The sequence below is a fragment of the Nostoc sp. UCD121 genome (assembly GCF_014222285.1).
In the GTDB taxonomy this organism is placed as follows: Bacteria; Cyanobacteriota; Cyanobacteriia; order Cyanobacteriales; family Nostocaceae; genus Nostoc.
Genome location: NZ_JACKZS010000217.1, coordinates 1 through 12,524, shown reverse-complemented (window position 1 = coordinate 12,524; position 12,524 = coordinate 1). Strand labels below are relative to the sequence as shown.

At 43.6% G+C, this 12,524-nt stretch carries 10 protein-coding genes; 5 read left to right on the top strand and 5 right to left on the bottom strand.

Annotated features, from left to right (window positions below; translation table 11 throughout):
• Nucleotides 1–73: 73 nt before the first annotated feature.
• From GNF10_RS30135 to surE, 3 genes are all read right to left on the bottom strand, one after another.
• Nucleotides 74–1,153, bottom strand: a complete 1,080-nt coding sequence (locus GNF10_RS30135; RefSeq protein ID WP_185585024.1) for a bifunctional riboflavin kinase/FAD synthetase — start codon at nt 1,151–1,153, stop codon at nt 74–76.
• A gap of 359 nt (nt 1,154–1,512) precedes the next feature.
• Complete coding sequence (locus tag GNF10_RS30130) at nt 1,513–2,409, bottom strand: MBL fold metallo-hydrolase (RefSeq protein WP_185585025.1); 897 nt, start codon at nt 2,407–2,409, stop codon at nt 1,513–1,515.
• A 287-nt stretch (nt 2,410–2,696) separates the two neighbouring features.
• Entirely contained in the window at nt 2,697–3,494 is a 798-nt protein-coding gene (gene surE, locus GNF10_RS30125) for a 5'/3'-nucleotidase SurE (protein WP_185585026.1), read from the bottom strand.
• A gap of 357 nt (nt 3,495–3,851) precedes the next feature.
• Here surE and pheS point away from each other — a divergent pair, with 357 nt between their 5' ends.
• The 3 genes from pheS to GNF10_RS30110 are packed head-to-tail and all read left to right on the top strand — an operon-like array spanning nt 3,852 to nt 5,329.
• Complete coding sequence (gene pheS / locus GNF10_RS30120; RefSeq protein WP_185585027.1) at nt 3,852–4,844, top strand: phenylalanine--tRNA ligase subunit alpha; 993 nt, start codon at nt 3,852–3,854, stop codon at nt 4,842–4,844.
• 45 nt (nt 4,845–4,889) lie between these two features.
• Nucleotides 4,890–5,105 (top strand): hypothetical protein, encoded by a 216-nt coding sequence (locus tag GNF10_RS30115; protein WP_185585028.1) that lies wholly within the window; start codon nt 4,890–4,892, stop codon nt 5,103–5,105.
• Nucleotides 5,102–5,329, top strand: a complete 228-nt coding sequence (locus GNF10_RS30110) for a plasmid stabilization system protein (protein WP_185585029.1) — start codon at nt 5,102–5,104, stop codon at nt 5,327–5,329. Before GNF10_RS30115 ends, GNF10_RS30110 begins: the two co-directional genes overlap by 4 nt.
• A gap of 51 nt (nt 5,330–5,380) precedes the next feature.
• Here GNF10_RS30110 and GNF10_RS30105 read toward each other — a convergent pair whose 3' ends face one another.
• Together GNF10_RS30105 and GNF10_RS30100 are read right to left on the bottom strand one after the other, a co-directional pair.
• Nucleotides 5,381–7,267: a S9 family peptidase gene (locus GNF10_RS30105; RefSeq protein WP_185585030.1), complete on the bottom strand. Its 1,887-nt coding sequence runs from the start codon at nt 7,265–7,267 to the stop codon at nt 5,381–5,383.
• A 291-nt stretch (nt 7,268–7,558) separates the two neighbouring features.
• The gene (locus tag GNF10_RS30100) at nt 7,559–9,004 is read right to left on the bottom strand and encodes an ATP-dependent DNA helicase RecQ (protein WP_185585031.1); all 1,446 of its coding nucleotides are present in this window, start codon (nt 9,002–9,004) and stop codon (nt 7,559–7,561) included.
• Between the two features lie 155 nt (nt 9,005–9,159).
• Here GNF10_RS30100 and GNF10_RS30095 point away from each other — a divergent pair, with 155 nt between their 5' ends.
• Both GNF10_RS30095 and GNF10_RS30090 read left to right on the top strand, forming a co-directional pair.
• Nucleotides 9,160–9,597 carry a GNAT family N-acetyltransferase gene (locus GNF10_RS30095; RefSeq protein WP_185580629.1) on the top strand — a complete coding sequence of 146 codons (438 nt, stop codon included), beginning with the start codon at nt 9,160–9,162 and terminating at the stop codon, nt 9,595–9,597.
• Between the two features lie 227 nt (nt 9,598–9,824).
• On the top strand, nt 9,825–12,281 hold the full coding sequence (locus GNF10_RS30090; protein WP_185580628.1) for a HEAT repeat domain-containing protein: 2,457 nt from the start codon (nt 9,825–9,827) through the stop codon (nt 12,279–12,281).
• Nucleotides 12,282–12,524 lie beyond the last annotated feature (243 nt).

Sequence of the window (12,524 nt, the reverse complement as noted above, 5' to 3'; positions counted from 1 at the left end):
GGAATGGGGAATGGGGAATGGGGATTAGGAATTTCTTTCCCTCTGACTTTTCAGCCCATCCCCGATGCCCTATCTATTGTTCCCACTCAGCACTCAAAACTTCTTTAGCAACAACGCAGTCAAGTTGAATTTGTGTTTTTAAGGCTTCTAGAGAAGGAAATTTTTGTTCAGGGCGCAAAAATTTAACTAATTCTACAGCCAGTTTTTTGCCATACAAATCACCAGACCAATCAAATAAATGTACTTCCGCAGATGAATAAGTACCATTTACAGTTGGGCGGTTGCCGATGTTCATTACGCCCAAGTTCTCACTAGAAGCGACATCTGATGTTTCACTAAGAGTAAAAACACGGACAGCGTAAACTCCTTGGCGGGGCAAAAACTTTTCTTTTGGTAGTTGGAGATTGGCGGTGGGAAAGCCAATTGTTCTACCCAATTGTTGACCTTGAACCACAACACCAAAGAGAGTATAGGGGCGACCTAGTAGTAAATTTGCGTTTTCGATGTCGCCTTGCTCAAGGGTTTGGCGGATCAATGAAGTGCTAATGCGGGCATCTTGAGTTGGATTAGTGCTAACGCAACTGCTTTGGGTGGGCGAGTCACCTGTATAAGTTTGTAAGGGAACGATGGTAACGGGGATATTGTGTTTGGCGGCGATTAATTGCAAATCTTTAGCAGTGCCACTGCGCTTTTCGCCAAAACAAAAATCCTGCCCGATGCTAATTCGCTGGCATTGCAGTTGCTGGACGAGAATTTTTTGGACGAATTCTTCGGGGGTCAAAGCAGATAATTCTTTGTCAAAGGGTAGTAATACTAGTTGTTCTACCCCAAGCGATCGCAATTGTTGGACTTTTTCATCCAGTGGCGTTAACAAAGTCCGGGGTTGCCCCGTAAAAAACTCCTGTGGATGTGGGTCAAAGGTGACAACTGTTGAGTAAGTATATTCTTGATTTGTTAGTTGTTGATTTTCCTTTGACTGGGGGCTACTGGCTACTAACAAGCGATCGCTAGGGTGCAAGACTGGTTGAATTACCCTTTGATGACCAAGATGAACACCATCAAACTTGCCAAGGGCAACAGCAGTCGGCGTTAGCAGCCCAACGCTAGAAGAAGCAACCCACACAGAACACCCATTTTGAGACAAATTTAGCACGTGGATTCTGAGATTTTAGGTTTATTTTAGCTATCAGCAGGAAGCTACCTTATGGTAAACCGCCGACAGGAGGACAGCTTTTCTAGTACCAACTTGTCTTTTGTCATTTGTCTTTTGTCATTTGTCTTTTGTAAATAACCAATGACTAATAACCAATACAACTCTTGGAGAGGCTCCGCCAATGGCTTTTCTACGAGACGCACTCGCATTCGCGGTAGTTGAATCTCGACTTCGCTCGATTACCGCGCAGTCGAAACTCAGTACAAGTGACCAATGACCAATGACTAATGACCAATGACTGCTGAAAGCTTCTGATCACCAATCTAATCTAAAATCTCCAATTCCTGCGATCGCAATCTTTAGGTAGAAAACTTACTAACAGGAAAAGATTCTGATAAGGCTACTGAGGTAGGAATCTGAAGTACCATTCCTTCGCGTGCCATAATAGCACCGGGAAATTTCTCAGAGGCTTGTTGCCCTACACAATCCAAAAAGTCGTCATTGTGGGCGGGGTCGTGATGGTAAATTACCAAAGTTTTGACGTTAGCAGCTTGTGCCACTTTCACCGCTTCTTGCCAGGTAGAATGTCCCCAGCCAATTTTTGGGGTTTTTGGGGAGTGGTATTCTTCATCTGTGTAGGTGGAATCGTAAACCAGAATATCAGCATTACGAGCTAACCACAGCACATTGTCATCGAGCCGGTCAGGAAAATGTTCGGTATCAGTAATATAAGCAGCAGCACCACCACGCCAGTTGACACGGTATCCTACGGCTTCTCCTGGATGGTTTAAAGGTGCTGTTTCTACGGTAACGTCATCGATGTGGATTGGTTGCCCTGCTCGAATGTCGTAGAACTTTAAATTGGCTTGCATGATCTGCAAGGGTACGGGAAAGTTCGGGTGTAACATTTGATCGTTGAGGCGCTGCTCTATGGTCGATCCATCAGGTGCGATCGCGCCGTAGATATGAAAATCATTTCCCTTGACAAATCCTGGGGTAAAGAAGGGAAAACCCTGCATGTGATCCCAGTGAGAGTGAGTAAAAAATATGTGACCTTCTAACGGCATTTGGCGCAACCAAGATTGCCCTAAAACATGTAGTCCTGTGCCAGCATCGAAAACTAAGCGTTTATCGCCCGCTTGCATTGATATGCAAGGGGTATTACCGCCGTAGCGAACGGTGTGTGGCCCTGGACTGGGGATGCTGCCGCGAACGCCCCAAAATTGTACGGTAAATTGGTTCTCTATCCTAGACATGGGTGTTGCTTGCTGGACTGAGCGGGCGATAATTGGAAAAATTACTAATTAAATTGTCTAAGTTTATGCTGTCTCACCGATTGTATTAGAGGGAAGATTTCTTGGTAAAACAGCATACCCTGTTTCTGGCTGATTGTGTAAATGTGGATGAAATACTGTCAGGGAGAATTTTCTAGCTTTTGGGGTGAATGTGTATCGGTTATTTCAAGAGTGCCCCTACGTTATAGCCTACATTTTTCTCTGATGCATTTAAATAACTCCAGTTTTATCCTGATAAATCAAATGATTCAGGGAAAATGGAATTCCCAATCAGACAATTTATCTAGCCCAGTTGCGTAAGTTAGATTGTATTGTAACGGGGTTATACTGATGTAGTTTTTACGTACAACCTGCACGTCTGTTGGTACATTTTGAGGCAGATTTAATCCAGTTGGAGGTTCCACCTCCTCAACTACTTCTCCGGTTAACCAATAGTACGTTTTTCCACGAGGATCAACTCGTTTATCAAACACATCAATGTAACGCCGTACTCCTTGACGGGTAAGTGTCACTCCAGCAATTTCTTCCCACTTCACAGCAGGAATATTAACGTTGAGCAACATTAAATCTGGTAGAGGTTTCTGGGCTAACTGGTCTACGAGAATTTTGGCAAACTTAGCAGCAGGTTCAAAGTCTTTAGATGTATGACTAATAAGACTTAGGGCTACGCTGGGAATACCTTCAATTAGACCTTCCATTGCCGCCGAAACAGTGCCAGAATATAAGATTTCAGTTCCCAAATTCGCACCTTGATTAATGCCAGAGAGAACCAAATCGGGAGGAGTATCTAGCAAAGCCCACAGCGCCAATTTGACGCAATCTGAAGGCGTACCATCGCAAGCCCAAGCTTTGATAGCAGGATGAAAAATCCCTTCAACAATTTCGGCGCGAATGGGTTGGTGTAAAGTTAATCCGTGTCCAGTTGCCGATCGCTCTCGATCTGGGCAAACTACACTAACATCATGACCTGCTTCTGCCAAGTAGTTGGCTAGGGTACGAATCCCCAAAGCAGAAACGCCGTCGTCGTTGCTAATTAGTAATTTCATGGTCATTAGTCATTAGTCATTGGTCATTAGTCATTAGTTATTAGTTATTTGTTATTAGCCATTTGTCAATGTCTGAGGTCACAAGCAGCAAAAAAATATTTATACTCACTAGACAGTGTGGCGGAATTTTGCCTACCTTTAAGACTAGTTGCTCAATCCTCAAGTCTGGTTAAGTAAGATGTTAGCTGGATTTATGTGCGTGCTAGACTAGCCCAATCGTTCATAACTGATAAACAGAGATTTGGTTTCAACCCTTACCTTTGGCTGCTGTTAATGGCATAGCTGTAAGTTTATTTATCGACCGATTCACAGCTTTTGACTATAGACTAATGACTAATGACTAATGACTAATAACTAATGACTAGCAATTTAGAAGCTCAACTTTTAGCACTGCGCCAAGAAGGAGAAAAAGCGATCGCAGCCGCCAACACCTTAGAACGTCTGGAAGAACTCAGAGTTAACTATCTGGGTAAGAAAGGTGAACTGGGGGCACTGTTGCGAAGTATGGGGCAGATGAGTGCAGAGGAACGGCCAAAAATTGGAGCGATCGCCAATACAGTCAAAGAATCTCTGCAAACTAGTCTAGACCAGCAACGCGTTGCCCTCGAAGCCGCACAAATTCAGGTACAGCTAGAGGCGGAAACTCTGGATGTAACTATGCCGGGAATTTACAGCCCCCAAGGTCGCATTCATCCCCTCAATGGAATTATTGACCGGGCGCTGGATATCTTTGTTGGTATGGGCTACACCGTGGCTCAAGGGCCAGAGATGGAAACAGATTATTATAATTTCGAGGCTCTCAACACCCCGCCCGATCACCCCGCCCGTGATATGCAGGATACCTTCTATCTGCCAGACGGTAATCTCCTCCGCACTCATACCTCTTCAGTGCAAATTCGTTATATGGAAAGAGAAGAACCACCGATTCGGGTTGTGGCTCCAGGGCGAGTTTATCGGCGAGATAATGTAGACGCGACTCACTCAGCAGTTTTCCATCAAATAGAACTTTTAGCCATTGATGAGGGACTAACTTTTACTGACCTCAAAGGCACAATTAAAGTATTTTTACAAGCAATATTTGGCGATTTACCTATTCGTTTCCGCGCCAGTTATTTCCCGTTTACTGAACCCTCTGCTGAAGTGGATTTGCAGTGGAATGGTCGCTGGTTAGAGGTGATGGGCTGCGGTATGGTCGATCCAAATGTACTTAAGTCTGTGGGTTATGACCCAGAAGTTTATACAGGGTTTGCTGCCGGTTTTGGTGTAGAACGCTTTGCAATGGTGTTACATCAAATCGATGATATTCGTCGGTTGTATGCTAGTGATTTGAGATTTTTGCAACAATTTTAGGACTTATCTAATGTTTATGTACTGTAAGGAAGGTAACAATAAATAATGACCTCAATTTCCAGGTTAGATCAAGTTCTAGAAAGTATCGAAAACTTATCAGTAGATGAACAAGAAACATTAATTGATCTGATAAGCCATCGGTTGGCAGAACGGCGGCGTTCTGAAATTGCTGCTAATATCGCTCAAGCACAAGTAGAATACCAGTCAGGAAAAATGTTCCGTGGAAATGTTACTCAAATAATGGATGAGTTACGCAAGTGAGAACTGTAGTTCTGGCATCATCGTTTAAACGAGCATTTAAGCGATTAGTACGACGAGAGCCAGAATTGCAAGAGCGGATTGGAGAGCGGTTAGCACTACTAACCGCCGATCCATTTGATCCATTGTTGCAGACTCATAAACTTAAAGGCAAACTGTCTGGAGCTTGGGCGTGTTCAGTGGACTATGATTTGGTACACTGGCTCCTTGGTATATACGTTTACTAGATTAAAAATATTAAGGTGGTCGGTGAATAATACTAACCACCTTTTGAGGCTTTATTTCACTATTCCTGAATGACCGGGGATATCTGCCAAAGGTTCAAATCTGCCACCTAAGTATTTGGCGAGAAACTCTTCTGCGATCGCAAAAAAGTGCAAGCGATTTTCTGGTCTGGCAAAACCATGTCCTTCATCAGGGTAAAGTACATATTGCACTGGCAAACCAGCCTGTTGCATGGCGTTGACAATTTGATCGCTTTCTGATTTTTTCACTCGCGGATCGTTTGCACCTTGACCGATGAGTAAAGGTTTTTGAATTCGGTCAGCAAAAAATAAAGGCGATCGCGATTTCAGAAACTCCTCTTCTGTCTCCAAGTTACCGACACGATGAGAAAGCATTGCCTTCAATGGTTCCCAATAAGGCGGTATAGTTTCTATCAGAGTAATCAGGCTACTCGGCCCGACAATATCCACACCAGCCGCAAATATTTCTGGTGTAAAAGTTAATCCTACTAGAGTGGCGTAACCTCCATAAGAACCGCCCATAATCGCAATCTTTTGTGGGTCGGAAATGCCTTGTTCCACCAGCCAATTAACACTGTCAATCAAATCATCGTGCATTTTACCAGCCCATTCCCGATTCCCAGCATTCAAAAATGCTTTACCGTAGCCAGTGGAACCGCGAAAGTTCACTTGCAGAACGGCATAACCCCGGTTAGCTAGCCATTGCGCTGTGGGAGAGAAACCCCAAACATCCCGCGCCCAAGGGCCGCCATGAACCAGCAGTACTGTTGGGAGATTCTGCGTAAGTATTCCTACAGGGGTTGTCAAGTAACTGTGGATAGTTAAGCCATCCCGCGCTTCGTAAGAAATTGGCTGCATTGAAGCTAACTGCAACGCTTCGAGTTTGGGTTGGTTGCTAAAAAGGAAAGTGCTAGTTTTGGACTCTCGGTTGTAGGCATAGTAATAAACTGGCCCATTGTCAGTTCTATAAGCTACTAGCCAGGTTTTATCTTCCAAGTCACGGCTAATTATAGAGAATTCTCCAGGACGCACCTTAGCGATTTCCTCAAAATCTGCGGCGATACTCTGGTCAATTACTTGCCATTCTTGTTTATCTTTGTAGAAAGAAACTGCTTGGATAACTCGCGTCAATGGGTGAATAATTATCCCCACGACATCATACTGTTCATCTTCAGCAATAACGGTTTCTTGACGGGTTTCTAGGTCAACAGCTAGCAGACGGTTGGCGTTAGCATCATGATTCCCTTGAATATAAAGGGTTTTACCATCATCTGAGAAGCTAACAGAATTACCTTCTTCTTCTGCTCCCCAGTGGCGGAGAATTTCCCACTTTTTATCTGATTTCTGCAATAAGAGGTCATAACCACCATCGCGTGTACTAGCTGTCGCTGCACGTATTTGAAAATCAGCGTCAGATGTCCAACTGATAATGTTACCGGGGTTATCAGTGTCGAACTCAACCGCACCATTTTTAAGGTTAATGCGGTAAACGTCAAACTTTTGGGGATTGTTCAAGTTCAACGCTACCAGCACTTGATCTGGAAATTTTGGTTCCAGTTCCACAAGTTCGGCCTTCACACCCTGGAATGGCGTTAAGTCACGCACAATCTTGGAGTGAATATTAACCAAGTGGAGATGAAAGTTCTCGTCGCCATCCGAATCCTGCATATAAATCAACTGGTCGGCGTTATAAGTCCAGAAGAAAATGCGGATACCGCGCTTTTTGTCGGCAGTTAGTATCTGGTCGTCTTCTTGTCCTATAATTCGCAACCATACCTGCAAGACATTTTTTTCATCAGGGGCGATATATGCCAAGTACTTGCCATCAGGCGAGAGTTGTGGGCTAGTTTTTTCGGGATTCCCAAACAGGATTTCGCGCGGAATCAACGGTGGTAGGGAGGGCGCTTGAGCAGATGACATCTTTTTATCCTCTACTTGACTACCCTATTGTCACTTGATGGTGAAAATGACAATTCATCCTATTGGATGAACCTAGTACCGTAAGGCGGAAGTCAACTAAGAGAGCAGGGGAAGCAGGGGAGAAGAGGAGCAGGGATAGCAAACCCCATACTTAAAAGTAGGGACTTGAGTATTGACACGTTGTGCCTCGCTGCAAGCAGTCTTGGCAAAAATCTTTTTCTTTTCCCCATAGAAGACAGCTAGGGGCTTGAAACCATTGCAGTTCGATACTCGTGAACGAGTCTTTTATACTCATTGACGGCAATTGTCGCAATGTCCGCAACGCAGGTTAGCTGCTTCTTTGTCAAAACCAAAGGCATTTAACAAAAACTGCCAACGACACTGCTTAATTGTTAGGTATTGCTGCATCTGTTTAACAGCGTGTAATTGCGTTGGTGGCTGATTTCCCGCTTTTTGCCCAATGCTGTAATGGAAAGGATCAAGCCAGTTTAGCTGACCGTTACTATGGAGTAAAGCCAGCGCCGTTGCACCTTCGGGAAATTGTCGAGTTACTGCATTCACTTCTCCCTGTTTTGGTAATTTTTTCACAAGTTGCTGCGCTATTTGTTGTTGCGATCGCATTTGTTCGTGAAAAAAATCCTGTCTTTGCTTATCCCCTGAATCTAACCACCCCGTAGGTTCACTCACCAACGTTAACGCCTCTGCCGGTTTCCCATCCCTTCCAGCGCGGCCAATTTCTTGCACATATTCAGATAACAGATGCGGCGCGTGAAAATGTGCCACCCAGCGAACGTCGCTTTTATTTATCCCCATACCAAACGCACAGGTACACACAACAAATGGTATTTTGCCACTTAACCAGCTTGCTTCTACTTCACGGCGTTCTGTTGCACCCAACCCTGCATGATAGCTAGCTGTAGCGTAACCCATCTCTGCTAACCATTGGGCTAAATCTTCGCTATCTCTCCGAGTGCGAACATAAACTAATCCCGATTGTTGCGGTCTATTTTGAATAAACTTTAATAATTGTTGTTTCCTACCTCGTGGTGTCCAAGCAATGCGAACGCTGGGATGCAAGTTCGGACGGTAAGGATTCAAGCGGAAAATCTCTGGTTGCTGTAATTGTAAAACTGTTTGAATAATTTTTTGGGCTGAAGGGTCAGCAGTAGCGGTAAAAGCGGCAATGCTGATTTTTGTTCCTGGTGGTTTTGATTTGAGCAATGCCGGACGCACCGCCCCTAATCTACGATAAGCTGGGCGAAAACTATCACCCCACTGCACTAAACAATGAGCTTCATCTAAAATCAAACCATTAATTTGCAATTGCGGGTGAGATAATCTTTCCCAAACTGGCGCACTGAGCAAAGTTTCGGGCGATAAATAAAGTAATCTTAGCTGTTGGCGTTCTAAAGCTTGCAGCGTTGCACGGCGTTGAGATGAAGATAATTCACTATGCAAAAGTGCTGCTTTTTGGTGGCTTTGTAGTAGTTCCTGAACTTGGTTTTCCATCAACGCCACCAAGGGCGAAACTACCAAAGTTAATCCTGTTTGTAGCAGTGCAGGAAGTTGAAAACAAATCGACTTCCCACCACCTGTGGGCATAATAATCAGCGCATCTTTTTGTGACAATAAACTGCTAACAATTTCTCCCTGTGGTGGGCGGAAATCTTCATAACCCCAGATTTGTTTGAAAGCAGCGAGGACTTCTTGCCAAGATTTTGTTGTAGGCTGATTCATAATCAATAACTATATGCACCTATATCATTGAATGCTGAATATAGCCTCTGTTATCCAGCTAATGGTTCAGTAATTTCATCATTTGACACTACAAAACCACTGACCCCAAGAATGAATTATAATTTTTTAACCTATTAAATAAAAGATGTAGCAAGATGAATGAAGAATTAAAACATCGATTTTACATCAACACTGATAAATCTAAATTAGATATTCAAATGATTCATGGTTTTTTGCAAACTTCTTATTGGGCTGAAAACATTCCGTTAGCTACTGTGGAAAAGTCAATACAAAACTCTTTATGTTTTGGACTTTATGAAGATAATCAACAAGTTGGCTTTGCGAGAGTCATCACCGATTATGCAACTTCTGCGTTGTTAAAAGATGTTTTTATTTTGGAGCCTTATCGAGGACAGGGTTTAGGAAAATGGTTTGTAGAATATATTTTGGAATATCCAGAATTGCAAGACGTTCAAAGGTGGTTGTTAGGCACAAAAGATGCTCATGGACTTTATCGACGTTATGGATTTAAAAATTTGACAGAACCAGAGAAAATTATGATGCGTTTAAATCCCAATGCTAATCAAGCTTAAGCGATGTTTAGTAAGCCATCAGGTGAAATTTGAGGAGTAAAGAAACGAACCACAGAGGTGCAGAGGGCGCAGAGTCAAAGAGCAAATCAGTGCGTAGGCGTAGCCCGCACTTCGGCTGCGCTCAGTGACCGTCGTAGACATCGCTAACCCACATTGACAGTTAGATTACAATCTTAGGTATAGTTTCTCTGACTGGAGTTGTTCATCGGGTGATTCAATCCGATTCAATGACAAAGCATACCAGACAAGTATTACTTAGTGCGCTCAAGGTGGTTGTCTTATGCCTGACACTGTTCCTACTATGCACAAGCAATAGTTGGGCGCAAATCACTACTGACAGCAAAATTGCTCCGCTGATTGAGAAGCTGATAGATAACGATGCCCACATCAGAAGCCTTGCAGCAGATGCATTAGTTAATATCGGTTCGGCAGCAGTGCCGTCTCTGATTGAGGCTTTGAAAAATCAGGATATTAATCTTCGCTGGCACGCCGCTTCGGTTTTAGGAGATTTGGGTGCAGAAGCAGCACCAGCAGTTCCAGCCTTAAGTGCGGCATTGCAAGATGAAGATGGACAAGTCCGCCTGTATGCCACCTTAGCTTTAGGAAATATTGGTACAGCAGCCAAAGCAGCAGTTCCATCGTTGATGGCGGCGTTACAAGACAAGGAGCAATTCGTTCGCATTTATGTTCCTTCTGCACTCAGAAAAATTGGTGTAGAAGCGAAAGTAGCTGTCCCAGTATTAACTGCTGCCTTAAAAGATAAGAACCCCACTGTACGTTACAATTCTGCCTACGCTCTGGGTGCAATGGGTACAGAAGCAGTATCTTCTGTCCCGAATTTAATTGCCCTGTTGAATGATAGCCAGTTCTACGTGCGTTTAGGTGCTATCAAAGGTTTAGGAGGAATAGCAGCAGGCTTTCAGGACAAAGCAAATGCTTTACCTACCTCCAAGTTGCAGAAAGTCATCTCAGACTTTGAGCAAGTATTGACAACTATACAAAAATACAAAGATAAATTCACAGAGACGGACATTAGGCTGATACGTCGCCCTCTCAATGCCCTGAAAGCAGAAAAAGAAACTCGCCTCTTTGATAGAGTTCTAGAATCGCTATTTAAGCATAAATTACTTTTGGGAATTGCCGCTTACCTTATCTTATTGCCTTCTATTTGGTTAATTCTCTTGCGAGTAGCCCCTTTATGGTTGTTGAAAATTAACAATGCCCTCAAACCTTACACAGATTTTTCTCTGCCATTTATCAGCGTTAATGTACCTCTGCGATATGTGCTATTTGTTGGCTGGTTTCATTACCATCCCAGAGTATTAGATGCGTGGGTAGCTAAATATATCAAAGCAGCCCGCGAACAATTTCCCAAAAAGGATACAGTTAACAGTCGCGCCTGTTACATTCCCATTCCCGTTGTTCTGGATGGTACAACAGTTCCCCAACTGATGAATGAGAATTTGCGCTCAACTTTTGAGAAACAACGTAGCTGTCTAGTAATTGGTGGGGAAGGGGGTGTAGGTAAAACCAGTTTAGCGTGTCGAATAGCTGGATGGGCAATGGCTGAGGATGAAGACCAACAACTCTGCAAACATTTGATGTTACCAGTGCTTTTAGAAGAAGAATTTCGGGTAACTGAAGGTAAGTCGCCGCTTTTAGAAGCCATCAGAGGACAGTTGCAAGCTGTAATTGATGAACCAGAGCCGATTTGTCAAGAATTACTATTACGTTTGTTAAGAAAGAAACGCATTCTAGTGATTGTAGATCGGTTCTCAGAAATGAATGCCACTACACGAGAAGCAATTGAGCCGGAGTCGCCAGAGTTTCCGGTGAATGCGTTGGTGATTACTTCCCGAATTGAGGAAAAGCTGGGGCGGGTTAATAAGACGATAATTAAACCTTTGCGTATTGAGGCGAATAAACTATCGTCCTTTATGGAAGCTTATCTCATGCAGCGAGGTAAACGCGATCGCTTTACTGACCAGGAATTTTTTGATGCTTGTAACCGTCTTTCTCTCATGGTCGGTCAAAATAATATCACTGTCTTGCTGGCTAAACTTTATGCTGAACAGTTAATCGCCAGTAAAGACGTTACATCTAATATTTCTGCGTTGCCAGAAAATATTCCTAATTTGATGCTGGGTTATATCAATGAACTCAATCGTGATGTTACAGACAATCAATTTGATGACCGTACTGTTCATCAAATTGCCAAAACCATCGCCTGGGAATGCTTGCAGCAAAGTTATCAACCAGGAACCGCCAAGCGTGCAGATGCTATTGCTGCATTAGCAGCTTTGGGTATTGATGACCCCGAAGCACACCTCAATTATCTGGAAAAGCGCCTGCATCTGATTCAAACTATCGGTTCTGCCAAAGACAGAATCCGTTTCTGTCTTGACCCTTTAGCTGAGTATCTTGCAGGTTGGTATTTAATCGAATTGTATGGCAATAACGATGGCAAATGGCGATCGCATTTTTTCAAAAAGGCAGACGATTTAGTTAAAACAGGCGCACCAGATGCCATCAAAGGCTTGTTGTTGGCAGTGCGAGATTGCTACTTATCTGAGGTTCAAGGTAGCAAAGAAACGGATTTTGTACCCCAGAAGTCGGGTAAACTGGCTGGGTTTACACCTTCAACCAATACACCAGCTACTACTGTGCAAACACGGATACCATAAACCAATACAGTTCAGTTAAGGCTAAAACTCTTTGCAAAAGTCAATTTTTTAACGAACTGCATAGACCCGGAGCGGCTTCCCGCAGGGTAGGACGCAGTCGCGCAGCGTCTCGTCAGAGAAGGACACAAAGAGAAGAAAGAAATGCTTAACCCAAGCGTATTGGACTATACAGCACTTCCGGCTGTTATGAGGTACAGTAGCAGCAATTAGCAAACCAGTTTCTTAAATGTTGAGGATTTATTA

Coding starts and splice junctions, on each gene's coding strand:
- pheS (WP_185585027.1), top strand. CDS start 3,852: ATGACTAGCAATTTAGAAGCTCAACTTTTAGCACTGCGCCAAGAAGGA.
- GNF10_RS30095 (WP_185580629.1), top strand. CDS start 9,160: ATGAATGAAGAATTAAAACATCGATTTTACATCAACACTGATAAATCT.
- surE (WP_185585026.1), bottom strand. CDS start 3,494: ATGAAATTACTAATTAGCAACGACGACGGCGTTTCTGCTTTGGGGATT.
- GNF10_RS30105 (WP_185585030.1), bottom strand. CDS start 7,267: ATGTCATCTGCTCAAGCGCCCTCCCTACCACCGTTGATTCCGCGCGAA.
- GNF10_RS30115 (WP_185585028.1), top strand. CDS start 4,890: ATGACCTCAATTTCCAGGTTAGATCAAGTTCTAGAAAGTATCGAAAAC.
- GNF10_RS30090 (WP_185580628.1), top strand. CDS start 9,825: ATGACAAAGCATACCAGACAAGTATTACTTAGTGCGCTCAAGGTGGTT.
- GNF10_RS30130 (WP_185585025.1), bottom strand. CDS start 2,409: ATGTCTAGGATAGAGAACCAATTTACCGTACAATTTTGGGGCGTTCGC.
- GNF10_RS30100 (WP_185585031.1), bottom strand. CDS start 9,004: ATGAATCAGCCTACAACAAAATCTTGGCAAGAAGTCCTCGCTGCTTTC.